The 25,772-nt window shown below is 60.6% G+C and carries 25 protein-coding genes, 1 tRNA gene and 1 pseudogene; 4 read left to right on the top strand and 23 right to left on the bottom strand.

The genetic code is table 11. The features are described 5' to 3' along the window. Position 1 precedes the first annotated feature (1 nt). The gene (locus I1969_RS08555) at positions 2 to 673 is read left to right on the top strand and encodes a Type 1 glutamine amidotransferase-like domain-containing protein (RefSeq protein ID WP_229028356.1); all 672 of its coding nucleotides are present in this window, start codon (positions 2 to 4) and stop codon (positions 671 to 673) included. Between the two features lie 114 nt (positions 674 to 787). Here the strand turns inward: I1969_RS08555 and I1969_RS11195 are convergent, their stop codons facing one another. The 3 genes from I1969_RS11195 to ftsH all read right to left on the bottom strand — a co-directional run bounded on the left by I1969_RS11195 (position 788) and on the right by ftsH (position 3,658). Beyond that, complete coding sequence (locus tag I1969_RS11195) at positions 788 to 976, bottom strand: IS3 family transposase (RefSeq protein ID WP_195234561.1); 189 nt, start codon at positions 974 to 976, stop codon at positions 788 to 790. Between the two features lie 216 nt (positions 977 to 1,192). Then, positions 1,193 to 1,684: a 2-thiouracil desulfurase family protein gene (locus I1969_RS08545; protein WP_195234559.1), complete on the bottom strand. Its 492-nt coding sequence runs from the start codon at positions 1,682 to 1,684 to the stop codon at positions 1,193 to 1,195. Between the two features lie 81 nt (positions 1,685 to 1,765). Then, entirely contained in the window at positions 1,766 to 3,658 is a 1,893-nt protein-coding gene (ftsH, locus tag I1969_RS08540; RefSeq protein WP_171021520.1) for an ATP-dependent zinc metalloprotease FtsH, read from the bottom strand. A 122-nt stretch (positions 3,659 to 3,780) separates the two neighbouring features. Between ftsH and I1969_RS11355 the strand changes: the two genes are divergently transcribed. After that, the gene (locus tag I1969_RS11355; protein WP_148331513.1) at positions 3,781 to 3,849 is read left to right on the top strand and encodes a cob(I)yrinic acid a,c-diamide adenosyltransferase; all 69 of its coding nucleotides are present in this window, start codon (positions 3,781 to 3,783) and stop codon (positions 3,847 to 3,849) included. Further along, positions 3,840 to 3,998 (top strand): annotated as a pseudogene (locus tag I1969_RS11120) (cob(I)yrinic acid a,c-diamide adenosyltransferase); the annotation flags it as partial. The gene I1969_RS11355 and the pseudogene I1969_RS11120, both read left to right, overlap by 10 nt. 129 nt (positions 3,999 to 4,127) lie before the next feature. Here I1969_RS11120 and I1969_RS08530 read toward each other — a convergent pair. The 4 genes from I1969_RS08530 to thyA all read right to left on the bottom strand — a co-directional run bounded on the left by I1969_RS08530 (position 4,128) and on the right by thyA (position 8,002). Beyond that, entirely contained in the window at positions 4,128 to 5,477 is a 1,350-nt protein-coding gene (locus tag I1969_RS08530) for an MATE family efflux transporter (RefSeq protein WP_195544370.1), read from the bottom strand. A 124-nt stretch (positions 5,478 to 5,601) separates the two neighbouring features. Then, the gene (locus I1969_RS08525; protein WP_195234555.1) at positions 5,602 to 6,516 is read right to left on the bottom strand and encodes a TrmH family RNA methyltransferase; all 915 of its coding nucleotides are present in this window, start codon (positions 6,514 to 6,516) and stop codon (positions 5,602 to 5,604) included. 109 nt (positions 6,517 to 6,625) lie between these two features. Then, the gene (locus I1969_RS08520; RefSeq protein WP_138341192.1) at positions 6,626 to 7,144 is read right to left on the bottom strand and encodes a dihydrofolate reductase; all 519 of its coding nucleotides are present in this window, start codon (positions 7,142 to 7,144) and stop codon (positions 6,626 to 6,628) included. Between the two features lie 9 nt (positions 7,145 to 7,153). Further along, positions 7,154 to 8,002 (bottom strand): thymidylate synthase, encoded by an 849-nt coding sequence (thyA, locus tag I1969_RS08515; RefSeq protein WP_195234553.1) that lies wholly within the window; start codon positions 8,000 to 8,002, stop codon positions 7,154 to 7,156. A 166-nt stretch (positions 8,003 to 8,168) separates the two neighbouring features. Between thyA and I1969_RS08510 the strand changes: the two genes are divergently transcribed. Next, positions 8,169 to 8,933 carry a DUF134 domain-containing protein gene (locus tag I1969_RS08510; protein ID WP_195234551.1) on the top strand — a complete coding sequence of 255 codons (765 nt, stop codon included), beginning with the start codon at positions 8,169 to 8,171 and terminating at the stop codon, positions 8,931 to 8,933. A gap of 117 nt (positions 8,934 to 9,050) precedes the next feature. Here the strand turns inward: I1969_RS08510 and ffh are convergent, their stop codons facing one another. The 16 genes from ffh to rpoD form a co-directional block, all read right to left on the bottom strand. Next, positions 9,051 to 10,535 (bottom strand): signal recognition particle protein, encoded by a 1,485-nt coding sequence (gene ffh / locus I1969_RS08505; protein WP_195234549.1) that lies wholly within the window; start codon positions 10,533 to 10,535, stop codon positions 9,051 to 9,053. Between the two features lie 10 nt (positions 10,536 to 10,545). Then, the gene (gene ftsY / locus I1969_RS08500; protein ID WP_055286404.1) at positions 10,546 to 11,463 is read right to left on the bottom strand and encodes a signal recognition particle-docking protein FtsY; all 918 of its coding nucleotides are present in this window, start codon (positions 11,461 to 11,463) and stop codon (positions 10,546 to 10,548) included. Beyond that, on the bottom strand, positions 11,463 to 14,999 hold the full coding sequence (gene smc / locus I1969_RS08495; RefSeq protein WP_195234547.1) for a chromosome segregation protein SMC: 3,537 nt from the start codon (positions 14,997 to 14,999) through the stop codon (positions 11,463 to 11,465). The genes ftsY and smc overlap by 1 nt, the downstream gene beginning before the upstream one ends. A 10-nt stretch (positions 15,000 to 15,009) precedes the next feature. Then, positions 15,010 to 15,735: a ribonuclease III gene (rnc, locus tag I1969_RS08490; RefSeq protein ID WP_148332898.1), complete on the bottom strand. Its 726-nt coding sequence runs from the start codon at positions 15,733 to 15,735 to the stop codon at positions 15,010 to 15,012. Positions 15,736 to 15,738: 3 nt separating this feature from the next. Further along, positions 15,739 to 15,981, bottom strand: coding sequence for an acyl carrier protein (locus I1969_RS08485; protein ID WP_006234023.1), 243 nt, complete (start codon positions 15,979 to 15,981; stop codon positions 15,739 to 15,741). Positions 15,982 to 16,105: 124 nt separating this feature from the next. Then, the gene (gene plsX / locus I1969_RS08480; protein WP_195234545.1) at positions 16,106 to 17,125 is read right to left on the bottom strand and encodes a phosphate acyltransferase PlsX; all 1,020 of its coding nucleotides are present in this window, start codon (positions 17,123 to 17,125) and stop codon (positions 16,106 to 16,108) included. Between the two features lie 87 nt (positions 17,126 to 17,212). Further along, positions 17,213 to 17,392, bottom strand: coding sequence for a 50S ribosomal protein L32 (gene rpmF / locus I1969_RS08475; RefSeq protein ID WP_022094017.1), 180 nt, complete (start codon positions 17,390 to 17,392; stop codon positions 17,213 to 17,215). 64 nt (positions 17,393 to 17,456) lie between these two features. Then, positions 17,457 to 18,011: a YceD family protein gene (locus I1969_RS08470; RefSeq protein ID WP_055309521.1), complete on the bottom strand. Its 555-nt coding sequence runs from the start codon at positions 18,009 to 18,011 to the stop codon at positions 17,457 to 17,459. After that, the gene (locus tag I1969_RS08465) at positions 18,011 to 18,508 is read right to left on the bottom strand and encodes an ATP synthase subunit B family protein (RefSeq protein ID WP_040358176.1); all 498 of its coding nucleotides are present in this window, start codon (positions 18,506 to 18,508) and stop codon (positions 18,011 to 18,013) included. Before I1969_RS08465 ends, I1969_RS08470 begins: the two co-directional genes overlap by 1 nt. Before the next feature lie 68 nt (positions 18,509 to 18,576). Further along, the gene (gene coaD, locus I1969_RS08460; protein WP_195234543.1) at positions 18,577 to 19,074 is read right to left on the bottom strand and encodes a pantetheine-phosphate adenylyltransferase; all 498 of its coding nucleotides are present in this window, start codon (positions 19,072 to 19,074) and stop codon (positions 18,577 to 18,579) included. After that, a complete protein-coding gene (gene rsmD / locus I1969_RS08455; protein WP_195234541.1) occupies positions 19,067 to 19,723 on the bottom strand; it encodes a 16S rRNA (guanine(966)-N(2))-methyltransferase RsmD in 657 nt (218 codons plus the stop codon). The genes coaD and rsmD overlap by 8 nt, the downstream gene beginning before the upstream one ends. After that, entirely contained in the window at positions 19,720 to 21,897 is a 2,178-nt protein-coding gene (gene recG, locus I1969_RS08450; protein ID WP_195234539.1) for an ATP-dependent DNA helicase RecG, read from the bottom strand. Before recG ends, rsmD begins: the two co-directional genes overlap by 4 nt. A gap of 10 nt (positions 21,898 to 21,907) precedes the next feature. Continuing rightward, on the bottom strand, positions 21,908 to 23,569 hold the full coding sequence (locus I1969_RS08445; RefSeq protein WP_195234537.1) for a DAK2 domain-containing protein: 1,662 nt from the start codon (positions 23,567 to 23,569) through the stop codon (positions 21,908 to 21,910). A 27-nt stretch (positions 23,570 to 23,596) separates the two neighbouring features. After that, positions 23,597 to 23,986 (bottom strand): Asp23/Gls24 family envelope stress response protein, encoded by a 390-nt coding sequence (locus tag I1969_RS08440; protein WP_187361832.1) that lies wholly within the window; start codon positions 23,984 to 23,986, stop codon positions 23,597 to 23,599. A 161-nt stretch (positions 23,987 to 24,147) separates the two neighbouring features. Then, a tRNA-Asn gene (locus I1969_RS08435) sits at positions 24,148 to 24,222 on the bottom strand. 188 nt (positions 24,223 to 24,410) lie between these two features. Beyond that, positions 24,411 to 25,760, bottom strand: a complete 1,350-nt coding sequence (gene rpoD / locus I1969_RS08430) for an RNA polymerase sigma factor RpoD (RefSeq protein WP_195234535.1) — start codon at positions 25,758 to 25,760, stop codon at positions 24,411 to 24,413. Positions 25,761 to 25,772 lie beyond the last annotated feature (12 nt).

The raw sequence follows: 25,772 nt of genomic DNA, 5'->3' as shown, positions 1-25,772 counted from the left end.
GATGCGGGCGTGTTGGCTAAAATGGGTCGGCCGGGATTGGTCAATCTCGGCCGACTATATTTGGCTAAATTATTCCGGCGCTAACAGTTCGCACTTTTCAAGTGTAGGAAGCCTGATAAAGGAAGAAATTGAAAATAAAAAAGTCGCATTTATTCCAACAGCTTCGCTGCGTGAAGGCTACACCGGTTATGTCGGCTCGGCTCGAAAATTATTCAAAAAGTTGGGAGCAATCGTAACTGAAATTGATATTTCAACGGAGGCTTATTCAACGATACAGTCTCTTTTTGAAGATGCGGATGTGATCTATTTTACCGGCGGAAATTCTTTTTTCCTTATAGACCAGCTCCGTAAAACGGGAACGGATGAGCTGTTGAAGAAAGAATTGGCAAAGGGAAAACTGATGATTGGTGAATCAGCAGGTGCGATTGTATGCGCTCCAAACATCCAATATATCGAGCAAATGGATGAAAAGCCGGAGGACTACTCACAAGAAGATGATGCAGGGCTTAATTTGATTGATTTCTATGTTCTTCCGCATTTTCTTACAGCACCATTTAAGAAAGTTACCGAGAAAATAATAACTGAGTTTTCGAATTTGAATCTATGCCCAAATAACAATCGTCAGGGAATTGTAATTGATGGTGAAGGTTCAAAGGTTATTTGCAAAGACTAATTTAAAATTCCAGTTTGCTACACTCGTTCCTAGCAGGGTCCGGGGCAGGCACGCCCCAACAAGAAGCCGTCCCAAAGGGGCAAGAATGGGGACAGCGGACGATTTCTTGGACCGTTACGCGGCCCTTCCCAGCGCGGAGCGGAACTCGGCCGGCGTGCGGCCACAGAGCGCATCGCTGTGCCTCTCCGTATTGTATCGGCCGATCCAGCCCCCGAGCTCCTCGATGAAGCGGGCGGGGGTCCAGTCCGACCAGTCCCCGCCGTGCCAGAACTCCTTCTTGAGCAGGCCGAAGAAGCCCTCCATCGCCGCGTTGTCCGGGCCGCAGCCCTTGGCGGACTGGATTGGCCACACTGATGTGGACAGTTCCGGGAGGGGCGCAAGAGACGAGAGGGCCGTGTACGCGTTCCTGCGCGAGAGCCGCAGGGAGGGGCTACCTGGGTACGGCGCCTGTCAACTCGGTCGACGTCTTTGATGACCGGGTCGTACTCAATATCAAATTCACGGATGATGCCAAAACGGTCACCCGTGAGAAAGTGTTGGGTTCGAGTGCTGTGGGCAATGTTCCAACATGCTGGGATCAAACTCGCTTGCCGGGATCACACGGTAGCCGTGGCGCAGGAGCAGGTCGACGAAAACACCGTTGCCCACGGTGAGCGTACCGCTGAACGTTCCGTCGTAGATGCGACCTACGCCACACGAGGGGCTGCGATCCTGCAGGATGCACGCGGCGATCTCTTCCGGACCGCCCGCTTGCTCGCACATATCGAGCGCACGTTGAGCGCCTAGGCGAAACTCGCGATCGACCGAGATGCCCTCGCAGGTACGGACCTCGCCGTCCACGATCTCGGACGGCTTGCGCGGTGTGGGCAGGCCGCCAAAGACCTCAGGGCACACCAAGAGAACCTCGGTCCCCGTACGTTCGCAGGCCTCGACCAACGCGCGGTGGTAGTTGTCGAGCCCGTTATACTTGCAGCTCTCGCCCATCAAGCAGGCGCTCACCACGATCTTCATTTCCATCCCTCTCAAGCAAAACGCCCCATTTGAGAAAGCTGCTCAAATGGGGCGTCGGCGTTTACTGGCTCGGCCGCGGCGTTACTGCTGCTTGGGCATCAGCGGATTCTCGCGCGTGAGGAGATTCATGAACTCCTCGCCCGTGATGGTCTCCTTCTTGTACAGATAACGAGCCAGCTCATGGAGCTTGAACTTGTTCTCCTTGAGGATCTGCAGGGCGCGATCGTGCGCGTCCTCGATTAGCTTAGCGACAATCGCGTCCACACGCTCGGCCGTACCGGGGGCGCAGGTAAGCGACGTGTCCTGGTTGAGATACGCGTTCTGCACGGTACCGAGCGCCATCATGCCAAACTCGTCGGACATACCAAAGCGAGTCACCATATTGCGGGCGAGCTTGGTGGCCTGCTCGATATCGTTGGCGGCACCGGTCGTCATCTCGCCAAAGATGAGCTCCTCGGCCGCACGGCCGCCGCAGTAGACGGCGAGCTTGTCCAAGACCTCCTGGCGCGTCGTCAGGAAGCGCTCGTCCTCCTCGACCTGCATGGTATAACCAAGAGCACCGCTCGTGCGCGGCACGATGGTGATCTTCGTGACCGGCGCAGAGCCCTTCTGGCGAGCGGCAACGATGGCATGGCCGATCTCGTGATAAGAAACGACCTGCTTCTCGTGGTCGGACAGCACCGTGGACTTACGCTGTTGGCCGGCAATGACGACCTCCACCGACTCCTCGAAGTCGTCCTGGGTTGCACGCTTGCGACCCTCGCGAACGGCGCGCAGGGCGCCCTCGTTGATGATATTGGCCAGGTCGGCGCCCGAGGCACCGGGCGTGGCACGGGCAATCGCGGTCAGATCGATCGGCGGCTCGGTCTTCACACTCTTGGCGTGGAGCTCGAGGATGTTCTTACGGCCGGTCAGATCGGGCAACTCGACGGGGATGCGGCGGTCAAAACGACCGGGGCGCAGTAGAGCGGGATCGAGACTGTCGGGGCGGTTGGTTGCGGCAAGGACAACGATACCCTTGTGGTTATCGAAACCATCCATCTCGGTCAGCAACTGATTGAGCGTCTGCTCGCGCTCGTCGTTGCCGCTAAAGCCGCCGCCATCGCGCTTCTTACCGATGGTATCGATCTCATCGATAAAGACGATACACGGGGCCTTTTCCTTGGCCTGCTTAAACAGGTCACGAACCTTTGCAGCGCCGCGACCAACAAACATCTCAACGAACTCAGAGCCCGAAATGCTAAAGAACGGAACACCGGCCTCGCCGGCAACAGCCTTGGCAAGCAGGGTCTTACCGGTACCCGGAGGGCCAACAAGGAGAGCACCGCGCGGCAGCTTGGCGCCGATCTCCTCGTAGCGCTGCGGCTTCTCCAGAAAGTCGACGACCTCCTTGAGAGACTCCTTGGCCTCTTCCTGGCCGGCGACGTCCTTAAAGGTCACGCCCACGTCCTTGGAGGCGATCACGCGCGCGCCGGACTTACCCAGTCCGCCGCCGCCAAAACCGCCGCCGCCAAAGTTCATCGACGGGCCGTCATCGCCCATAGCCTTCTTCATGCGGCGGTTGAGCCACCAACCGATGAGGAAGAAAATCGCCATGGGAAGAATGAGTGTGAGCAGGTAGTAGGTCATCAAACCCGAGTTTTTATCGGGAACGACCGACTCCAGCGAAGCGCCAGATTCAAGCACGCGATCGGTAAAGCCCGCATCGTTCGGCACACCGGTCGTCTTATAGGCGATGTTCTCGTCCTCGCCCTTCTTGGTGTAATAAATCGAGTAATCGTCCGTGTTGTACTCGACCTTGTCGACACTCTTCTTATCGAGCGCCTTGACAAACGTCGAGTAATCGGTCTTCGTAATCTGCTGCGTGTGACCGATGTTGGGGAACAGAACGGTCGAGAGCACGAGGTAGACGACGAAGGCGATGAGCACGTAGAGGATCATATTCCGTCTACGCTTGTTGTCATCCATCTCCATCTGCTTGAACTCCATCTACTGGGGTTGATAATGGTTTCTAGAATACCCAACCCGAGCGACGATAAACCGACGCCGGGCACGAAAGGACAGAGATGGCATCACTGTAAGTCGGCAAGGTTCAAATCTATACAGGCGACGGCAAGGGCAAGACGACGGCTGCTTTGGGGCGCGAGAGGATGTCGAGGAACTGATTGCGATAAAGCCCGCCACCACGGAGCTCGTGCTCCCCGGCCGCGGCTTGCTACCCCTCGCCGACCTTGCCGACCTAGTAACCGAAATGCGCCCCGTCAAACACTACTTCGATGAAGGTCTCCTAGCCCGCCAAGGCATCGAATACTAATTGATTCGTTTTCCGCCAACACCTAAAGCTCATAAGGAAGTTGCGGTGGAATAGTACTTGTTTGACGGTCCGCAAGGACTTTTCAGGAACTATTTCACCGCAACTTATCAGGGGTATCCGACGGATGAGCTAGGCGGTGGCGCGGCCTAGCCAGTTGCCGCTGTGGTGGTAGATGGTGAACATGGTTGCGGTGATGAGCCAGGTTACGGGGTAGACCAGCAGTAGATGCTCAAGCGACGGATCGAAGGGCATGATTGCAAACACCCAGATCACCCTCAAGACAACGGTGCCAAAGATGGTGAGCATCATAGGCTGCAAGCTCACGCCGGCGCCGCGAATGGAGCCCGACGCGTTTTCGATAATCGAGAAGATCGCGTAAAACGGCGCGATGAAATGAAGAATCGTCGTGGTGTACGCCGAAATCGAAGCATCGTCGACAAACAGACGCGACAACGGACCCGAGAACACCAGCAGCACGGCAGACAGGCCACCAATGAGCATAAACGACAGCACGAGCGACGTATGGTAGCCCTTGCGCATGCGCTCGTAGTTGCGCGCGCCAAAGTTCTGCGCCGAGAACGTAGTGATCGATACGCCGAGCGCCTCGGTCACCATCCAGATAATGCCATCCAGGCGCCCAGATAGACCCCAAGCAGTCGTGACATCGGCGCCAAACGAATTAACCGACACCTGGATCAGCACGTTCGAGATCGAATAGGCAGCCGATTGAAAACCGAGTGGCAGACCACACGAGATCATACTCTTGCAAATACCGCGATCGATACCGAGCTTAGACAGCGAAAGACGCCATGCACCCGGAGCGCGCATCATGCGCAACACGATCATCGTTGCATTGGAGCAAATGGTCAGCGCCACTGCGATGCCGCAGCCCAGCGCCTCCATATGCAACACAGCGACAAAGATGATATCCAGCACCACGTTAACAAGGCAGCCAGAGGCAATGATCACGGCGGGCCCGCGCGTGTCGCCCACGGCACGCAGCAGTGCGGTTCCCATATTTAGCAGCAGTGCCGCAACCATCGCGGCAAAATAACAGCGAGCATAGGCCACGCCCTCGGCCAATAGTTCATGCGGCGTGTTCATAAGCACCAGCATGGGCTCAACGAACACTATGCCAAGAATCGAGAAAGCGATACCGCCCACCAGCGCGAGCGTCATGGCTGTATGGACCGAACGACTCAGTCGCTCATCATCGTGCTGGCCAAAATACTGACCGGTAATGACCGCGCAGCCGGCGCCGACGCCAACGCAAAAGCCAATGCAGAGCTCGGTGAGCACCATCGTGGCTTGAATGCCACCCAGCGCGAGCTTGCCGCCAAACTGGCCAACGATATACGTACCGATAAGCGTGTAGGCCTGCTGAAAAAACGAACTAAAAAAGATGGGAACGCACAGCGACAGCAGCTGTTGCCAAATGACACCCTGCGTTACATCGATAGCCGTAGATTTCTTAGCCACACGCCCTCCCCGCCAGCATACGTCAAACAACATAACGGCAATTTAAGACCAAAGCCAATACTAGCTTAGCACCGACTGGCGGCGACCGAAACACCCCGAATTAGAGCGCGGTGCGGAAAACTGCCTAGTGATACAAACCCGGCTGGTAGTGATACTCATTGCTCACGTGCGGGCACAGCTGCCAAAAGGCGACGGCGCTCGCCGCGGCCACGTTAAGCGAATCGACCCCGTGCGCCATCGGAATGCGCACCGCGTGGTCACAGCCGGCAATGGTCTTGGCGCCCAAGCCGGCACCCTCGGTACCCATAAAGATCGCCAGGCGATCAATCTCCTGCAGCACGGGATCGTCCAACGACACCGAATCATCCGTCAACGCCATGGCGGAACACGAAAAGCCGGCATCGTGCAGCGCCGCCAGCCCATCATGCGGCCATACGCGCGCCTCACTGCCAATACGCGTCCACGGCACCTGAAACACGGTGCCCATGCTCACGCGGGCCGAGCGACGATACAGCGGGTCACAGCACGTAGGACTCACCAAAATGCCATCGACGTTCAGCGCAGCCGCCGAGCGGAAAATCGCGCCGACGTTGGTGTGGTCGACAATGCCCTCGAGCACGCACACGCGCACCGGGCGCTCCCCCGCCGCCTCGACGACGCCGCCCAAGAACTCGGCTACCGGAATCTGACGCGGGCGACGGAACGCCGCGAGCGCACCGCGCGTCACGTTAAAGCCCGTCAGCTGCTCCATAAGCTCCATCGAGGCCACGAACACGGGAACCGGGCCCGCACCTTCGCGTACCGCCAGGCGCTCAAACAGCGGCAGCATCTGGTCGAGCCAGCGTTCGCCCAAAAGAAAGCTCACCGGCTCGTATCCGCCGCGCACTGCACGCTCGATGACCTTGGCACTCTCGGCGATAAAAATGCCCTTCTGCGGCTCCAGCACGCAGCGAAGCTCACGCTCGGTCAGTCGCACGTAGGCATCGAGCCGCTCGTCCTCGAGCGAATCGATTCGCAGCACCTCAACGGCATCAGTCATAGCAGCCTGCCCGCACCTTTCTTTACAGCAGATCTATACCAAACGAGGCGACGCTAAGCGCCGCCCCATGCATTCAAATAACCCGATGATACCGTTCACGCCAGACGATTTACGCCTCAACGCGACGATACGTCACGAACTCATAATCGAGACCCTCGTCACCCTCGCCCGCGGCAATCGTGGCAACACCGCCACGCCTCGCAATCTCCCACGCGGGATCGGCATCCAGATCGGGAAAGTACGTATCCACGTCATGCACGCAATGGTTATGCGTAACCTCGGCCTCGACGCAATACGGCAAGAACTGTCGATACACCTCGCCGCCGCCGATCACCCACGCAACGGGTTCATCGGCTACCGCGACGAGCGCTTCGTCAACGCCATGCACCACGTCGACGCCCTCGGCAGCAAAGCTCTCGTCGCGGGTGAGCACGATATTACGGCGATTCTTGAGAGGACGCCCGCCGGGAAAACTCAACAGCGTCTTGCGCCCCATAATGACCGGGCAACCCTTGGTGCATGCCACAAAATGACGCATGTCGGCACGGTTGGACACGACCATGTCGCCCTCGCACCCAATACCCCAGTCATCGCACACGGCGACAATGGCAGAAAGCTTACACGTCATGCGCGTCACCTACACCGCGATGGGAATGTTCTTGACCTGCGGGCCGTGCTCGTAGCCCTCCACGATCAGGTCGTCGGTCGTAAACGCATAGAAATCGTGCACGTCGGGGTTCAGCGTTACCTTAGGCGCCGCAAACTGCGGGCGCTCGATAAGCTCACGGACGATATTGACATGACGGTCGTAAATGTGGGCATCGGCAATCACATGCAGCAGCTCACCGGGGATCATATCGACCGACTGCGCGACCATCATCAGCAAGATGGCGTACTGACAAACGTTCCAGTTGTTCGCGGCCAAAATGTCCTGGCTGCGCTGGTTGAGAATCATGTTGAGTGTGGGCCTATCGTCCTGCGGGCGCTGCGTGACGTTATAGGTAACGCTGTAGGCGCACGGATACAGGTGCATCTCGGACAGGTCGCTAAACACATAGGTGTTCGTCATAATGCGGCGGCTGTACGGCGTGTGCTTAAGATCGTACAGCACGCGGTCCATCTGGTCGAAATCGCCCTCGGCATAATGGCTCTTCTGGCCAATCTGATACCCGTAGGCCTTGCCGATGGAGCCGGTCTCGTCGGCCCACTCGTCCCAAATATGGCTGTTGAGGTCATGGACGTTATTGGACTTCTTTTGATAGATCCACAGAATCTCGTCCATCGCAGACTTAAGCGCCGTGCGGCGCAGGGTAAGCGCGGGGAACTCCTCGCGCAGGTCGTAGCGCGCCGTGACGCCAAAGTTTTTAATGGTATAGGCAGGGGTGCCATCCTCCCACACCGGACGGACCTTTTGGCCCTCGGTGGTGGTGCCATGGTCCAGAATATCGCGGCACATGGTTACAAACTGTTGATCAGCCTTGCTCATTGACCCTCCTGTCAGTCGCCTACAAGCGAGATTCATTGTAGCCCAGGCGCACGCAGCCCCACAGCCCAAACATAAGCCCTCATTTTCTGACATATGCCAAAAATGTCTTGCGCAGCACCACTCATGCGCTATCCTATTGTTGACATATGTCAGATAAGGAGCGTGTATGGCAGGAAGACGCGAGAAACTGCGCCGCGTCGGGATCATCCCCGAATATCGCGGTTTTACCCCCGATGGCCTGGCGAGCGGCGATGCCATCGATATGACAGTCGACGAGCTCGAAGTGCTGCGCCTGTGCGATTTGGAAGGCCTTAACCAAGAGGCAGTCGCCCAGCACATGGGCATTGCCCGCGCCACGGTGGCGGCAATCTGCAGCCGCGCGCATCGCAAGGTGGCAAACGCGCTGGTCAATGGACGGGCGATCGTCATCGAAGGTGGCAACATCGCGTACTCCCCCATCACCACGACAACGGCCGCATGGCCAGCAAAGGAGGTCGACACCGTGAGGGTGGCAACGACGTACGACAACGGCAACATCTTTATGCACTTTGGCCGTAGTGAGCAGTTCAAGATCTACGACATCCAGGATGGCAAGGTGCTCAACGAACAGGTCGTGGGCACCGGCGGCACCGGTCATGGCGCATTGGCGGGCCTGCTTGCCAACGGCGGCGTCGACACGCTTATCTGCGGCGGTATCGGCGGCGGCGCCATCAACGCACTCACCCAGGCCGGCATCACGGTCTACGCGGGCGCCCAGGGCAGCTGCGACGCCTGCGTCGAGGCCCTTATCGCGGGCACGCTCGCGCAGACCGGCGAGGCCACCTGCGACTGCCATGGTCACGACCACGAGCACGCCCACGAGCATGGCGAGTCCTGCGGCTGCCACGGCCATCACGAGCACAAGGGCCACGAGGGTTGCGGCTGCCACTAGCGGCAAATACCCTGCCGCCAGCACGCTCCCACGCGTACAACAACCTGCAACCGAACGGCGAAGGCCGCCTGGAATACGATCCAGGCGGCCTTCGCCATACACAACTCAAAAGAGCCATTACTTTTTATTGCGCATCTGCGCTTCCATCTGACGCAGCAGGTCCATATCGGACTTGGGACCGCCCGTTCCCAAGCCACCCAGGCCGCCCATGCCGCCCAGACCCATGGCATCCAGACCGGGAATATTGGGCATGCGCATCTTTTTGCCCTTCTTACCCTTCTTGCCCTTCTTGCCACCAGCCTGTGCCTGATTGGCCATCGTGCGCATGCGGCCCATCATCTTGTTCATCTCGCCCCACTGCTTCATAAGGCTGTTGACCTCAGTGGGGGTCACACCGGCACCCTTGGCAATGCGGGCACGGCGCTGACCGTTGATGATGGAGGGGCGCAGGCGCTCCTCCTTGGTCATCGACATGATGATGGCTTCGTTCTTATCGAAGATGCCCTCGTCCAGATTGCCGCCCATCTGGTTGAGCGCACGCTGGCCACCGGGAAGCATGCCCAGGATGCCCTTCATACCGCCCATCTTCTTGACGGCCTTCATCTGGTCGAGCATGTCGTTCATGGTGAAGCCCTCGCGCAGCATGCGCTCGGCAGCCTCGAGCTGCTCGGCATCGGCGGCCTCCTGGGCCTTCTCGATGATGCCGACGACGTCGCCCATGCCCAGAATGCGCTTGGCCATACGATCGGGATAGAACGGCTCCAGCGAATCGGGTTTCTCGCCCATGCTCACGAACTTGATGGGCTTACCGGTCACCTGGCGCACGGAAAGCGCGCCGCCGCCACGGGCATCGCCGTCGAGCTTGGAGATGATCACCCCGTCAAAGTCGGTTCGCTCGGCAAAGGTCGAGACGACGTTGACGATATCCTGGCCGGTCATGGCATCGACGACCATTAGCACCTGATCGGGCTTGACGGCCTTCTTGATGTCCACGGCTTCCTGCATCATCTGTTCGTCGATCTGCAGACGACCGGCGGTATCGACGATGACCACGTCGCGCAGGTGGTCGACGGCCTCCTGGATGGCGCCCTTGGCGATGTCGACCGGGTGTGCACCGTCGCCGCGGAAGACTGGCACGCCGATCTCGCCGCCGAGTGTGGCCAGCTGGTCGGCTGCAGCGGGGCGGTAGACGTCGCACGCGGCGAGCAGCGGTGAGCGGCCCTGCTTCTTAAGCAGGTAGGCCAGCTTTACGGCCGCCGTGGTCTTACCGGAGCCCTGCAGGCCCACGAGCATGATGACATTGGGAATACGATTGCTAAAGACGAGCTTGCTCTCGGTGGAGCCGAGCATCTCGGTAAGCTCGTCGAGCACGATCTTGACGACGTTTTGCGCCGGCGACAGCGACTCCATGACCTCGGCGGTCATGCAGCGCTCCTTGGTCTTGGCGACAAACTCCTTGACGACCTTAAAGTTGACGTCGGCTTCGAGCAGCGCCATGCGGATGTCGCGCATGGCCGAGGTGATATCGGCCTCGGTCAGCTTGCCCTTGCCGCGCAGACGGTCAAATGTGTCGTTGAGGCGATCGCTCAGGGAATCAAACACTAGTCACTCCTTAATTGGACTCGCCCACCAGGGCGCGGCAGAAATCTTTGGCATTGAACTCCTGCAGGTCATCGACCTGCTCGCCCACGCCGATGCGCAGAATCGGGAGCTTGAGTTTCTCGGCCACGGCCATGGCGATACCGCCTTTTGCCGTGCCGTCGAGCTTGGTCATGATAATACCGTCCAAGCCCAGCGCCTCGTTAAACTCGAGCGCCTGGTTCAGACCGTTCTGGCCAGTGGCGGCATCGATCACAAGCACAACCGAGACCGGCATGGGACCGGCGGCCATATTGGCGGCGCGCTTACGGGTCACATTGACCACCTTGGCGAGCTCGCGCATGAGCTCGGGGCTCGTGTGCAGACGACCGGCGGTATCGATGAGCACCAGGTCGCTGCCGCGCTTATCGGCTTCGTCGAGCACGTCATAGCACACGCTCGCCGGATCGGAGCCGCGATCGCGCTTGATGACGGGAACGCCGGCGCGCTGGCCCCACACATCAAGCTGCTCGATGGCGGCGGCGCGGAAGGTGTCGGCCGAACCGATCACCACGTTCTTGCCGCGGGCAGCCATGGCGCTCGCGATCTTACCGACCGTCGTGGTCTTGCCGGCACCGTTGATGCCCACAAACAGCACGCAGCTCGGCGTATCGGAGAACGGATCGCGCTCGATGGGCACAAAGTGCTGCTCAAGCTGCTCGGCCAGAGCGCGGCGAAGCTGCGGAGCGGTCTTGAGGTTCTTCTTGGCCGCGGCATCGCGCAGGTCATCGGAGACCTTGATAGCGACCTCGGCGCCCATGTCACCCATTACGAGGGTGTCCTCCAGGTCCTCCCAAAAATCCTCGTCGACCTCGCCACCAAAGTAGAAGACCTCGTTGAGAGCCTCGCGGCTGCGCTCAAGTCCGCGCGAGAGAGCATCGAAGAATCCCATTATGCATTCACGACCTTTCCGGTTTCGCGATCGAGTTTTTGCGAGACGACGCGACTGACGCCGTCGGCTTGCATCGAGACGCCATAGAGGACGTCAGCGTCCTCCATAGTACGGCGCTGATGCGAGATAACCAAGAGCTGCGTATCGGAACGCAACACATCGAGTGCGCCGATGAGCTTGGACAGGTTGGCGTCATCGAGCGCCGCCTCGACCTCGTCCAGCACATAGAACGGCACCGTGCGCGTGCGGTACACAGCAAAGAGGAGGGCGAGCGCCGTCAGGCTCTTCTCGCCGCCCGACATGAGCATCATCTTGGTGATGCGCTTGCCGCGCGGCTGCGCCACGACCTCGATACCCGTCTCGGCAGGATGCTCGGGATCGGTCATCTCCAGATGAGCCTGGCCGCCCGGGAAGAGCATAGCGAAGATCTCGCGGAAGTTCGCGTCGACCTTCTCAAACGTCACCAGGAAGGCCTTCCGCATCTTGCGATCAATGGCCACCGTGATCTTGGTGAGCGCCTTGCGCGCGCTCTCCAGATCGGCCAGCTGCTCCTCGATGTAGTCGGCGCGGCGCTTGAGCTGCTCGTACTCCTCCATGGCAACTTGGTTAACGGGACCAAGGTTGTTGATCTGGCGCACAAGCTGGTTGAGTTCGCGCTCGGCGGCATCGCGGTCCGTGGGCGCCGGAAGCATGAGCGCTTCCTCGAGCACCGTCGTGCCATCGGCGGTAATGGCCTTGATGGCAGCCTCGACCTGCACCTCGAGCTTGCCACGCGCGACCTTGAACTCGTTTTGCGTGGCAGAGGCGGTATCGACTCGCTCCTTAGCGCGGGCAACCTCTGCCTTGGCATCCTCGATGGTCTTCTTGAGCGAAGCGGAGTCCGCCTCCTCCAGAGAGGCCTGGTCACGCAGGCGCGCTGCCCAATCCGACGCGCGTTCCAACAGAGCAGAATAGCGTTCGTGCATGGGATCGACGCGCAGGCGCAGCAGCTCGAGCGAGCGCGAGGCCTGGCGTGTTCCGCGGATACGACGGTCGATGCCCTCAAGACGATGCTCCAGGTCGGGCACGCGGCCCTTCAGCGAACGCAGGCGTTCACTCGTTTGGGCTAGGCGAACCTTGGCGTCGGCGAGCTTGCCGGCAGCCTCGGAATCGTCACGGCGAACGCGGTCGAGCTCGTCGTTGGCCTCGGCAATCTGCAAGCCCAGATCGCTTGCCTGCGCGCGGGCCTCGTCACGCGAACGGGTGAGCTCATCAACCCGCGGGCGCGCAGCGCGAACGGCTTCGGCGGCCTGCTCGCGGCGCTTGGAGATACGCACGCGCTCGACCTCGGCATTGTTGGCGCTTTGCTCCAAGCGGCCGATCTCGGAAAGCAGCGAGCGGCGCTCGCCCTCAAGACGGGCAATCTCACCGGCGGCATCGCCCTCAGCGGCACGCGCTTCCTCAACGGCCGCATTGGCCTCGACGACCTGATCCGACACATGCTCAAACACAGCGGCCAAATCGGGCTCAAGCCCCTCCAGCTCGCGAATGCGACGCTTACGCTCCAGAGCACCCGACGCCTCGCCGGCATCGAGGCCCACACGCACCAGGCCGCCGCAGGCGACGCGGGCGCCATCGGGGGTCACGTAAGTCACGCCGTCAACGACCGGCGCCGAAAGCGCGGCAGCAAGATCGTTCACTACGTAATAGCCGCCGAGCAGCGCCTCGACGACGGGTCCGTAGCCTGCGCGCACGGACAGACGATCAACCAGGCGGGTACCGGCAGCGCCCTCAGCGGCGGTAGAGCCGCTCACGCCGCGCGCCACCAGCAATGCCTCGCCCGAGGCCTTCTTTTGGTCCAGAGCCGCACGACCGGCACGCTCAAGCGTGGCGACGTCATCAAACAGCAGCGCATCGATATCGCCGGCGAGCAATTGCTCAACCAGGCCCTCAAGCTCGCGCGGGGCCTCCAGCACGTCGCCCAGACGACCCAAGACATCGTCGCCCAGCGCACCCACCAGACGGCTCACGAGCGGCGAGCTGTCGGCCATACGGGAATCGAGCTTCTTTTGGCTGGCAAGCTCCGAGCGCACCTCGGACAACTTGTTGCGCGCCTCGCTCTCGCGGGCACGCAGGTCCTTCAGGGCCGCGCGTGCCGTCTCGGTGGCCTCACGCGCATCGACCTGAGCCTGGCGCGCTTCCTCAAGAGCGCCCTCAAGCTCCTCGGCGCGGTCGCGACGGCTCTCGAGCGAGGCCGTGACCTCCTCGAGCTGCTCGTCAATCTGCTCCAGGCGCGAGGCATACATGTTGTCCTCGACCTCGGCATTGCTCAAGGAATCCTTCACCTTGGCGAGCTCGAGCGCGGCATTATCGGCCACGCGTTGCACATCGCGTTGCCCACGCGTAAGCTGCGAAATCTGATTGTCGAGCGCCACGCGCCGCTCGTGGAGCTCAGCGGCGGCAGGACCAGCGGCGTCAACGTCCTCCTGGGCCTGCCTGTGCGCACCGGTCGCTTCCTCAAGCTGCGCACGCGCGTCCTCGAGCTCCTCGACAACGCGACGACGCTGATGCTCGGAGCTCGAAATCTGCCCGCGCATGTCAGACAGGCGCGACACCATGTTGTGGCCCTTTTCCTCAAGCAGGCGCATATCGGAGTTAATGCGACCGACCACATCTTGCATATGACGACGCTGCTCGCCCAGGTCGCCCACAAACAGGCCCTTTTCCTCGAGCATGACCTGAAGCTTCTCGAGCTCGCGCTCCTTTTCGTCCAAGCGGTACTGCGCAAGCTCAAGCTCGGCCGCACCCTCTTTGGAGCGGCTCTCCAGGTCGTTCCACTGCGACTGCAGCGAACGAAGTTCGTCGACAGCCAGCATCTGCGTAAGCTCATTCGCGCGCGAGGACAACTCTTTGTACTTGCGCGCACGATCGACCTGACGCTCCAGCGGTCGCAGCTGACGGGCGATTTCCTTATTGATGTCGCGGGCACGCGTCAGGTGCTCGTCCATCGACTTAATCTTTTTGAGCGCACGCTCCTTGCGGCGCTTGTGCTTGGAGATGCCGGCGGCCTCCTCGATGAGGGCGCGGCGCTCCTCGGGGCGGCTCTGCAAAATGGCGTCGAGCTTGCCCTGGCTGATGATGGAATGCGTATCCTTGCCCAGGCCCGAATCGTGCAAGATGTCCTGAATGTCCATCAGGCGGCACGGGCTCGAGTTGATGAGGTACTCGCTTTCGCCCGAGCGATACATACGACGGGTGATAGCGACCTCGTCAAAATCGACGGGCAGCATATGGTCCGAGTTATCGAGCACAAGCGTGACCTCGGCGACACCCACCGGCTTGCGCGCTGACGAGCCCGAGAAGATGACATCCTCCATGGCCTGGCCGCGCAGCTGCTTGGCGCTCTGCTCGCCCAGGACCCACAGAATCGAGTCAGAGATGTTCGATTTTCCCGAGCCGTTGGGACCGACGATGACGGTCAGGCCCGGCTCAAACGTCATATGGGCGCGGTCGGCAAACGACTTGAACCCTTTGAGCGTGAGGGACTTGAGATACACGGTTCCTCGCTTACACGTGCTTCTTGTTCAGAATCACGCCGTTGGTGGTGTAACCCATGCGGTCGAGCGCTTCGAGCGCGGCGGCTCCCTCGGCTTCCTTCTTTGAGGAGCCGGAGCCGCGACCCTGACGAATACCATCGATCAACACCACGGCGGTAAAGGTGGGCGCATGCGCCGGGCCCTCGGAGCCGACGAGCTTGTACGCCGGGGGTTCGTGACCGTCGGCTTGCACGCACTCCTGCAAAAACGACTTGGGGTTCGCAGGATGCTCGGCACGCTCGGAAGCCAAATGCGGCTTAAGCGTACGATGGATAAACTCTGCCGCGGCATCCCAGCCGGCATCCAGGTACAGCGCGCCCACGAGCGACTCATAGACGTTCTCGAGGGCCGAATGCAGGCCGCGCGCACCGGTACCGGTCTCGGAGGCACCAAAGATGATGATGTCGTCGATGCCCAGCTCGTGAGAAACCTCGGATAGCGTAGCGCCCGAGACAAGCGACACCTTCAGGCGCGTGAGCTTGCCCTCGTCAAACTCCGGATAGGACTCAAACAGGGAGCGTGCGACCACAGCACCCAAAATGGAATCGCCCAAGAACTCAAGGCGCTCATAGCTGGCAGAAACCGGCTGGCCCTCGACTGCCGAGGGATGCGTAAGGGCCGCGCGCAGCAGCACCTTGTCATTGAACTCATGGCCCAGAATCTCCTGGGCGCGCGTAAGTCGTTCGGATAAAGCCAAGACTTAGGCCTCCTTGGCAGCTTCGATAGCATCGACGGCGTCGGCGACAGAGTTGAGCGAGAGCAGAGTCTCGTCATCGATCTCGAGGTTGAACTCGTCCTCGATAGCCGTAACCAGCTGCAGGCGCTCGAGCGAGTTGGCATCGAGGTCGTCAAAGGTGGTCTCATCGCTAATTTCGGCAACATCGACGCCCAGAACGTCAGCAGCGACCTCGGCGATCTTGTCGAAGATTTCGGAGCGGTCCATAGCGCTTCCTCTCATAGTGCATGAATACCAAAAGAATGGTACCGCCCGGGCGGTACCAAGACACGGTTCTGATTCTACCCCACGACGTGCGCCGCGAAGCACATAACAGCGCCCTAACTCGCTCTTATAAAACGATACCGTCCATAGAGTTGGCGACATTCTCGACCAGCCCGGCGCGCACGGCTTCGGCCGCCGCGAGCGTACCGTTTTTGACAGCCTCGACTGAGGTGGCGCCATGGCCGATCAGGACCACGCCGCGCAGGCCCAGAAGAATCGCGCCGCCCTTGGCGTCGCCAGAGAGCTTGGCCTTAATCTCGCGCATCTGCTTTTTGATGAGCAGCGCGGCAATCTTGGTGCCGAGCGAAGACATAAAGACACCCTTGAGTTCCTGAAGCAAAAACTTGGCAGCGCCCTCGGTGGCCTTGAGCGCAATATTGCCCGACATGCCATCGGCAACGACGACATCGAAGTTACCCGAGGTGATGTCCGTTCCCTCGCAGTTACCAACAAAGCCGGGAACGGCGGCTTTCATAGCCGGGAAGCAAGCCTTGGTAAAGTTGGAGCCCTTCTCGTCCTCGGTGCCGTTGGCAAGCAGGCCCACGCGGGGATGCTCGATGCCCAGGACGACGCGGGCATAGGCGCTACCCATCTGAGCAAAACGCACCATATCGTCAACCTCGACATCAGGGTTGGCACCCATGTCGCACAACACCGTCAGACCGCCGGCGCGATTGGGCAGCGCATTGGTCAGACAGGGGCGCACCGGCTGCTTCTTGCCTTCGGCCTGATACCTAAACGGCGTCACGTAGGCTGTGGCAGCGGCCGTCATGGCGCCGGTGGAGCCGGCAGAGAAGAACGCATCCGCGTTGCCCTTCTTAATGGCGCGGCAAGAAAGCACGATCGACGACTTACGCTTGGTCATCACGGCGCGAATGGGATCGTCATCCATGGCGATAACGTCGGGCGCCTCCAGGGCCTCGACGCGCGCATGGGAGGCGGCAAAGGGATTGACGATTTCGGCGGGGCCAGCTGCCAAGACCTCGATATCGGGATCGGCGGCAAGCGCAGCCTCGATACCATCGAGAACAACCTGAGGTTTCTCGTCTCCGCCCACAACGTCTACACAAACGCGAACGTTACTCATATACATGCTCCTTATACAAAAATGGCCGACTCATTGAGCCGGCCATTGTGGTTCCATTTGGAACGGCATCGCATCCAGAGTATACCGTTACTCGGTAACGATAACCTCGCGGTCCTTGTAGAAACCGCAGCTGGGGCACACGTGGTGCGGAAGCTTGACAGCGCCGCAACGGGGGCACGTGGACTGAGCAGCAGCCGAGATCTTCATGTTGGCGGAACGACGGGTGTGAGTGCGGATACGACCCTGCTTTTGTTTAGGTACGGGCATAGTGACCTTCCTTATGAACTATCCAGTGTGGCGATTACGCGCAAGTAGCGATACTACCACAGTTTTACTCATCGAGCTTGAGATTCTTCAATGCTGCAAATGGATTTTCCGTGGCAGCGGCCCATTCTGCCTCTGCCTGGGCGGCGCAATCGCATTGCTCGACGTTGAGATTGCAACCGCAGGTGGGGCACAGACCACGGCAATCGGGCTTGCAGAGCACCACAAACGGCGTGTCCATAACGACCGCGTCATTGATGGGCTCACCCAGATCGACGATGCGGTCCTCACCCAGGAGCTCGTAGCCGTCCTCGTAGGCCTCGGGATCCTCGGGCTCCTCAAAGAGGTAGAACTCCTCGATCTCTCCGGCGATATCAAACGAGGCGGGCTCCAGGCAACGGTCGCACTCGCCGGTGGCGTGCGCGCGGACCATGCCCGTGAGCAAGACACCGGTACCGGCATTGGTAAAGACAACGTCGTAGTCGATGCCGTCCTGAAGCTGGTACTCCTTCTCGCCCACCGTGTAGGTGGCGACATCGACCTTACCGGTCAGCGGATACGAATCTCCAGGAAACTCGAGCTGCTCGGAAAGATCGACGGTAACGCTCGGAAACTCAGCCATTACCACTGACCATTCTGTTGGGCGGCACCCTCGTTGAGCTGCTGACGGCAACGGGTAACGGTGCCAGTCAGGCTCTTGAGGTTCTCCTCCAGGTGCGTAAAGACCTGCTCCGCGTAGTCCTCGGCAGCATAACGCGTCTCGCGCTCGTACTGCTGGGCACGATCGCGGATGTCGTCGGCCTGCTGCTGCGCAAGGCGGACGATCTCCTGCTCACCGGCAATGGTGAGGGCCTGCTGCTGAGCGTCGGCGATGATGGAATCAGCCTGAGCGGCGGCGGAAGCCATAAGCTCCTCGCGCTCCTTAAGGATACGGCGGGACTTCTGCCACTCCTCGGGATAGCTCATGCGGATCTCGTCGAGGATATTGAAGAACACGTCGGCGTCGATGACCTTGAACTGAGCGTTCTTGCCGAAAGGCGGCTTGGCTTCCTCGATCAGCCCTTCGAGCTCATCGACCAAGCTGACGATCCTATCGCCAGGAAAATTCTCGCCCGGCATCCGGTCTCCTTTCATAGGTAACATATCATCGTGCTAGTTTACCACATGCCACCAGGCAATAAAAAACGTCACGAAAAGCGATGTCTGAGCGCTTCGACCACGTTGGGCGGCACAAACGTCGATACATCGCTGCCGAGCGAGGCGATCTGGCGAACGACCGAGCTCGAGATGTAACCGTACTGCGGAGCACTCATGACAAAGATGGACTCCAGCTCGCTATCCAAGCGATAATTGAGGTCGGCCTGCTGCAGCTCATACTCAAAGTCGGTCATGGCGCGCAGGCCCTTGACCACGGCCCCCGCCCCCTGCTCACGAGCGAAGTCGACCAAGAGGCCGGTAAAGGGCAGGACTTCGACGCCGTCGATATTACCGAGCGCCTCGCGGGCCAGCGCCACGCGCTCATCGAGCATAAACGTGGTGCCCACACCGTTTTTACCCTGTGACTCGGCAACAGCGACGATCACACTGGGAAAGATGCGGCGGGCGCGGCGGATCACATCGATATGGCCAAACGTGATGGGATCGAAGGTGCCCGGGACGATCACGCGATTGATGGTGTCACTCATGAGCATCCTCCTGAAACGTCGTGGCATCGTTGTTGTCAGCATCGGTGCCGGCGCTATCGCCCTCACCATCGTCATCGCCGACCCAACGAAGCAGGTCGACCGAGGTAATGCCGTAGCGCTTCTCACGTACAGTCTCAAAGCCTGCCGGATGCGCGCCCGCATCGGCGGCGGCATGCTCAAACAGGGCATAAGCGCCAGGTGCAAGAAGACCCTGCTGAGCCAGGTTCTGCAGCAGCTCCTCGACCGGCTCGGCACCAAAAGCATAGGGCGGGTCGAGCAGGACCAGATCAAAGGGGCCGCCCGGCACACGACCGCGCGAGGCACTCGCCAGCATGTCGCCCGCTATCACGCGCCAACGCGCACGGTCACGGCAGAGCGACTCGATATTCTTGGTAATGAGCCGCGCGGCATTCCGATCGATCTCGAACGTCGTGAGCGAGCGGGCACCACGTGAGAGCATCTCTAACCCTAAGGCACCGGAGCCGCCAAAGGCGTCCAGCACGCGGACCTCGTCCAGATCGAAGTCGAATGCCGACATGACCATAGATGCGCATGCCTCGCGCACACGATCGGTCGTGGGGCGGGTGACATCGCGACCACGGGGCTCCTCGATCTTACGACCGCGCCATTCGCCGCCGATGATTCTCATCCTCCGCTGACCTCCTTAAAAATGTGTCGATATCGCATGGCGACCGCATCGCGCAGGGGGCGCGTCGCCACGGAGTCAAGGTTGCAAGCATACCGCAAGAGCTCGACCGCGTCCAAATGGGCCCACTCGATCAGCTCCTCGTCGGCATCCAGGTCGACAAAGCGCAGAGTCACACCGCCATGCTGGCGGTACCCCAGGATTTCGCCCTCGTGGCGCAGACGAAGGTCCATCTGGGCGAGCGTAAAGCCGTCCGAGGTCTTTTCGAGCGACTGGAGACGGTCTTGCGCCGCCGAAGCGCCGCCGTTGCCCTTGGAGTGCGTCATGACCAGGCAGGTGCCCGACACGCTGCCGCGGCCCACGCGGCCGCGCAGCTGGTGCAGGGCCGCCAAGCCAAAGCGCTCACCGTTCTCGATGACCATGACGGTGGCGTTGGGCACGTCGACGCCCACCTCGACCACCGTAGTCGAGACGAGCACGTCGATCTCGCCGCGCTTGAAGGCATCGATAACCCGATCCTTCTCCCCCACTGGCATGCGGCCGTGAAGGCGCTCGATGGCAAGACCCGGCAACGCCAGACGCAGGCGATCGAGCTCGGTCACCGTATCGTGCAGCGGCACGGGGACCGTCACGCGGCCCTCGTCGTCGCGAGCGATACCGGGCACGTCCTCCAGCTCATCGGCCGAGTCGCTCGGCTCCACGAGCGGGCAAATCACGTAGGCCTGCTGACCCTTTTCATGCGCCTCGCGGATGGCGCCATAGGCAAGGTCGCGGCTCGACTCGGTAAGCACGCGTGTCGTCACGCCAGCGCCAGGGACGGGCCGATGGCGGATGATGCTCGTGTCCAGATCGCCGTAGACCGAAAGCGCCAGCGTACGTGGGATGGGCGTTGCCGTCATAACGAGCAGATCGGCACCAGGGCCCTTCGCACGCAGGGCGTTGCGTTGGCCGACGCCAAACCGGTGCTGCTCATCGATGACCACGAGCGACAGATGCTTGAACGCAACGTTATCCGAAAGCACCGCGTGGGTGCCAAAGAGGACATCGAGCTCGCCCGATTCCAGCTGGGCACGGATCCGCTCGCGCTCGGCCGCCGGCGTGGCGCCCGTCAGGAGCGCCCAGGTCATGCCAGCCCGCGAGAGCAAGGGGCCGGTCTTATCGGCATATTGACGCGCCAGCACGCCCGTGGGCGCCATAACGCAGGCCTGCGTGCCGCTATCGGCAGCCACAGCCAGCGCGCAGGCGGCAACGGCGGTCTTGCCGGTACCGACGTCGCCCAACAGCAGGCGGTTCATCACGCGCCCGCCATCGCACATATCGCGCAGGATGTCTTGGAACGCGGCCTCCTGCTCGTCGCTCAGCGAAAACGGCAGGGCCTGCTTAAGCGCGGCCAGGTGCTCGCCCGCGGTGTGGGCATAGGGCACCACATCGACCAGGCCGCCGTCGTTGCGCAGGCGCAGCGCCAGCTGCAGGTAGAGGCACTCCTCGTAGGCAAGCCGTGCGCGCGCGATATCGCGCTCAGCCATGCTCGAGGGAAAGTGGATCGATCGAAGCGCACGAGCATTGCTCATCAGGCGACGTTTAACGCGCAAGCGTGCGGGAATCGGGTCGAAAGGATTGCCGACGACCTCGAGCGCGCCACTTACGATGCGGCGCATCCATGCCTGGCTCACGCCGTCACTCACATAATGGACCGGCAAAATGGTGCCCGCAGCACGCCCCTCATCGAGCTTTTCAAAGTGCGGCGAGGCCATCTGCTTAAAACCGTAGGCAAACTCAACCTTGCCCATCACGGCCAGGCGGTCGCCCTGCTTAAGCTGCTGGGCAATCCAAGGCTGACGGAAAAAGGCGACCTGCAGCACGCCCGTCTCATCAACGAGTGAGACCTCGGTCACCTGCATGCGCGGACGCGGCTTCTTTTGAACGATACGGTCGACCGTGGCGATGATGGTGCACACGGTACCGATGGGCGCCATCTCGATGGACCAGGAGCGCGTAAAGTCCAGGTATCGATGAGGGATATGGAGAAGGAGGTCCCCCACCGTCCGAATTCCCAGACGGCGAAGGGCCTCCTCACGTTTACCCGAAACATATTTGAGTCGCGCAATATCCTCGTCGAGCGCATTGCTCTGGGCAAAGCGATCCGAGACGCGCGGCACGGAGCAGAGCTCGGACATGGGCAGATGCCTACTCGATCGAGAAGATCACAGGATAGAGCGGCTGCTCGCCACGATGGGCGTCGATCTCCAGGTCGGGCTGAGCCTCCTCGATAGCGTCGACGATCTCCTGGAAGGCTTCATCGGACAGCTCCTCGCCGGCCAGAATCGTCAGCGCGTCGCCCTCCTCTTCCTCCTGCATGCGGTTGATGCAATCGAGCGTGACCTGCTTCACGTCGGAGCCGACGACATCGATGGAGCCGGCAATGATGCCCATGACGTCACCGGAGTGAATTGGCGAACCGTCGGAGGCGCTGGAGTCGCGCACGGCGCGGGTGACCTCGCCATCGCGGACCTCGCTGATGGCGTCGACCATAGCGGCGACGGCATCCTCGAGCTCGGAATCGGGCAGGACCGCGAACAGCGCGGAGAAGGCCTGCGGAACGGTCTTGGTGGGAACGACGGCGACCTTCTTGTCGGTGCAGGCTGAGGCTGCGGCCTCGGCAGCCATGCGGATGTTGCCGTTATTGGGCAGGATGATGACCGAGGTCGCGTTGACCTGGTCAACGGCGCCCAGCAGGTCTGCAGTCGAGGGGTTCATGGTCTGACCACCCGACACGATCACGTCGACGCCGAGGGACTTGAGGATGTCTGCCTCGCCGGACCCAGCGGCAACGGCGACAAAGCCCAGCGCCTTGGCGGGCTCGGCGGCCTTTTCCTGGTCCTCATGAATCTTGGCGGTACGGTCGTGGGCCTCCATCTCCATGTTGTGGATAAAGACCTCGTAGATCTGACCAAGCTGAAGCATGTGCTCGAGCACCAGGTTGGGGGTGTTGGAGTGCACGTGGATCTTGTAATCGGGGTAGGCGCCCACGAGTAGCTCACAGTCGCCCATGGAGCCTAGGAACTTAAGGCATTCGTCCTCGTCAAACGGGGCGTCGGCCTTAAAGAGAAACTCGTTGCAGTAGCGGAACTCCGAGCCCTCCCAGTCGTCGTTAGCCTCGATCTCAACGCGGCCAAGAGCGGCATCGCGGGCAGAGCCGGCCGACTCAAACGTAGCGGAGAAATCCTCGACAACGGTGCTGCGACCAAGCGCGGCGGCAACAAAGTTCTCAAGGAAAATAGCAAAGCCAAAGGCGCCGGAGTCGACCACGCCGTTCTCCTTCAGAACGGGCAGCAGGTCGGGCGTGCGAGCGACGGACTGGTAGGCCTCGACGACGATGGCATCGAGCGCGTCCTCGGCCGAGAACTTCTTCTTTTCGCACTCGTCGGCCTTGGTCGAGACATCGCGCAGCACCGTGAGAATCGTGCCCTCGATGGGCTTACGGACGGCCTGGAAGGCGACCTTGACGGCGCGGCGGAACGCATAGGCGATGTTGGCGGACGTGATGGGCTCATCAGCAGAGACGAGACCCTCGGCCACGCCGCGCAGGATCTGAGAGGTGATGACGCCGGAGTTGCCGCGGGCACCCATCAGGGAGCCGTGGGTGATGGCGCCGGCGATGGCCTCCATATCGGCATCGGCGGGAAGGGCGGAAAGCTCCTTGGTCACCGAGGCGAGCGTGAGCGACATGTTGGTACCGGTGTCGCCGTCGGGTACGGGGAAGACATTGAGCTTGTTGATCTCCTCGGCCTTGTCGGAAACAGCAGCCGCAGCGATCGGAAAACAGGTGCGAATGGTCTTTGCAATCATGGGTATTTGAATCTCCGTTTTCGGATGCTAGTTCAGACGGCTCTTGAGCGCGTCGATGTGAATGCCGATCTTAAGGCTGGCGGGATCGATCTGGGCGATCTCCTGCAGGGTGAAGGCAACGGAGCTCGAAAGATTGTGGCAGACGGACTTCATGTTGACGCCGTTCTCGAGCACGACGTGAAGATCGACCGTAAGGCCGTTCTCGTCGGCGGAGACAAGCACGCCCTTGCGGAGGCGCTGACCGGCAAGCAGGCGCACGCTCTCGGCGCCTTGGAGCTGCTCAGCCATACCGACGACGCCATAGCACGTCATCGCGGCATAACCGGCAATATCGGCAATAACGTCGTTCGAGACGCTCAGGCTGCCGTTAATGGTCTCAGACACAAGAATCTCCTTATCTGGTGCTCGCGGCACCATGTCGTGGGAGCAATCATTGCAATATTCTACAACGACCGCGCCATGTTGAGGTGGTGGGTCGCGGGATTACATCCTCGACACGAAATGTTGATATGGCAACGTTCGAGTCAAGTGGTCGCGGCATGAAAAAACCCGCCGCATAAGCGACGGGTTTTACAACCTGGCTCCCCGGGTAGGACTCGAACCTACAACAGCGCGGTTAACAGCCGCGTGCTCTACCATTGAGCTACCGAGGAATAGGTGCGTGCTCTCAAGCAACGAAGTTTATTATACGGACGAATCAGCTCAGGGCAAGAACTTTTTTAAGAAATTTTCCGACCTAGTCATTGGGGACGTTCTTAAACGACCAGTCATTCAAGAACGTCCCCAACGACTACATGAAAGCGCCCTCAAGCGGATGTGCTTGAGGGCGCCTCTTGCTTGACTAGCTTTCGATATAGTCCTTGAGCTTGCTCGAGCGGCTCGGGTGGCGAAGCTTGGCCAGAGTCTTGGACTCGATCTGGCGGATGCGCTCGCGCGTGACGCCAAACTCGCGGCCGACCTCCTCGAGCGTACGGGGATGTCCGTCGACAAGGCCAAAGCGCAGCTCGATAACCTTGCGCTCACGATCGGCAAGCGAATCGAGCACCTGGGTGAGCTGCTCCTGCAGCATGGAGAAGCTGGCCGCATCGGGCGGAACGATAGCCTGGGAGTCCTCGATGAAATCGCCCAGCTGGGAATCCTCTTCCTCGCCGATGGGGGTCTCGAGCGACACGGGCTCCTGCGAGATCTTCTGGATCTCGCGAACGCGGTCGGCGCTCATGTCCATCTCGGCACCGATCTCCTCGGGGGTCGGGTCGCGACCCAGGTCCTGAAGGAGCTGGCGCTGCACACGGACGAGCTTGTTGATGGTCTCGACCATGTGCACGGGAATACGGATGGTACGGGCCTGGTCGGCGATAGCGCGCGTAATGGCCTGACGGATCCACCACGTGGCGTACGTGGAGAACTTAAAGCCCTTCTGGTAGTCGAACTTCTCGACGGCGCGGATCAGACCGAGGTTGCCCTCCTGAATAAGGTCCAGGAACAGCATGCCGCGACCGACATAGCGCTTGGCGATGGAGACGACCAGACGCAGGTTTGCGCTGATGAGTGCCTGCTTGGCTTCGAGACCCACGTTCTCAATGCGCGTAAGACGACGCATTTCGGTACGCGTGAGCTCGAGCTCGCCTGCCTCGGCAGCCTCGAGCTTCTCGGTGGCCTCAAGACCGGCCTCAATCTTCATGGCCAGATCGACCTCTTCGGAGGCGGTCAGCAGGTCGACCTTGCCGATCTCCTTGAGGTACATACGGACCGGGTCGCCGGTCAGCATCACCGTGGAGGCATCGATGCCGCGCACGCGGGAGCGTGAACGGGACGTGCGCACGGTGCGCTTCTTCTTGCTCTTGGAAGAACCCATCTCGGCGTCGGCCTGACGGGCCATCTTGAGCTCGTGATCGTCGAGCGAGCCGGAATCGTGCTCGTCGTCGTCATCGAAATCGTCGGTATCGGTATCGTTATCGTCATCGTCGACGTCCATGGGGGCGTCGTCGTTACCGCTCGCGGAGATAATCTGGATGCCGCTGTTGCGCAGCGCGGAATACACCGCGGTGAGCTGCTCGTCAGAAACATCGATATCCTTCAGGGCGACCTGAATCTCGTCCTCGGTTACCGAAGTCCTGTTTGAGCCGTTGCCCATGAGCTTTGCAACGTAGGATTCCAGCCCAGTACCCGTGCTCTCAGTCTTTTTTGGCACAGATTCTCCCTT

Origin of the sequence: Collinsella aerofaciens (genome assembly GCF_015548375.1) — a bacterium.
GTDB classification, from domain to species: Bacteria; Actinomycetota; Coriobacteriia; order Coriobacteriales; family Coriobacteriaceae; genus Collinsella; species Collinsella aerofaciens_AB.
Note: the sequence above shows the minus strand (reverse complement) of the source record. Positions and strands in the feature narration are given on the sequence as shown.

What these genes read in the sequence shown, in the direction of transcription:
- I1969_RS08555 (WP_229028356.1), top strand. Translation starts at nt 2, where the DNA reads ATGCGGGCGTGTTGGCTAAAATGGGTCGGCCGGGATTGGTCAATCTCG.
- ftsH (WP_171021520.1), bottom strand. Translation starts at nt 3,658, where the DNA reads ATGGAGATGGATGACAACAAGCGTAGACGGAATATGATCCTCTACGTG.
- I1969_RS08510 (WP_195234551.1), top strand. Translation starts at nt 8,169, where the DNA reads ATGGCAGGAAGACGCGAGAAACTGCGCCGCGTCGGGATCATCCCCGAA.
- I1969_RS08520 (WP_138341192.1), bottom strand. Translation starts at nt 7,144, where the DNA reads ATGACGTGTAAGCTTTCTGCCATTGTCGCCGTGTGCGATGACTGGGGT.
- I1969_RS08470 (WP_055309521.1), bottom strand. Translation starts at nt 18,011, where the DNA reads ATGGCTGAGTTTCCGAGCGTTACCGTCGATCTTTCCGAGCAGCTCGAG.
- I1969_RS08545 (WP_195234559.1), bottom strand. Translation starts at nt 1,684, where the DNA reads ATGAAGATCGTGGTGAGCGCCTGCTTGATGGGCGAGAGCTGCAAGTAT.
- I1969_RS08445 (WP_195234537.1), bottom strand. Translation starts at nt 23,569, where the DNA reads ATGATTGCAAAGACCATTCGCACCTGTTTTCCGATCGCTGCGGCTGCT.
- I1969_RS11195 (WP_195234561.1), bottom strand. Translation starts at nt 976, where the DNA reads ATGGAGGGCTTCTTCGGCCTGCTCAAGAAGGAGTTCTGGCACGGCGGG.
- I1969_RS08465 (WP_040358176.1), bottom strand. Translation starts at nt 18,508, where the DNA reads ATGCCGGGCGAGAATTTTCCTGGCGATAGGATCGTCAGCTTGGTCGAT.
- coaD (WP_195234543.1), bottom strand. Translation starts at nt 19,074, where the DNA reads ATGAGTGACACCATCAATCGCGTGATCGTCCCGGGCACCTTCGATCCC.
- I1969_RS08525 (WP_195234555.1), bottom strand. Translation starts at nt 6,516, where the DNA reads ATGACTGATGCCGTTGAGGTGCTGCGAATCGATTCGCTCGAGGACGAG.
- rpmF (WP_022094017.1), bottom strand. Translation starts at nt 17,392, where the DNA reads ATGCCCGTACCTAAACAAAAGCAGGGTCGTATCCGCACTCACACCCGT.
- recG (WP_195234539.1), bottom strand. Translation starts at nt 21,897, where the DNA reads ATGTCCGAGCTCTGCTCCGTGCCGCGCGTCTCGGATCGCTTTGCCCAG.
- I1969_RS08485 (WP_006234023.1), bottom strand. Translation starts at nt 15,981, where the DNA reads ATGGACCGCTCCGAAATCTTCGACAAGATCGCCGAGGTCGCTGCTGAC.
- rsmD (WP_195234541.1), bottom strand. Translation starts at nt 19,723, where the DNA reads ATGAGAATCATCGGCGGCGAATGGCGCGGTCGTAAGATCGAGGAGCCC.
- ftsY (WP_055286404.1), bottom strand. Translation starts at nt 11,463, where the DNA reads ATGGGATTCTTCGATGCTCTCTCGCGCGGACTTGAGCGCAGCCGCGAG.
- I1969_RS08440 (WP_187361832.1), bottom strand. Translation starts at nt 23,986, where the DNA reads ATGGTGCCGCGAGCACCAGATAAGGAGATTCTTGTGTCTGAGACCATT.
- plsX (WP_195234545.1), bottom strand. Translation starts at nt 17,125, where the DNA reads ATGAGTAACGTTCGCGTTTGTGTAGACGTTGTGGGCGGAGACGAGAAA.
- thyA (WP_195234553.1), bottom strand. Translation starts at nt 8,002, where the DNA reads ATGAGCAAGGCTGATCAACAGTTTGTAACCATGTGCCGCGATATTCTG.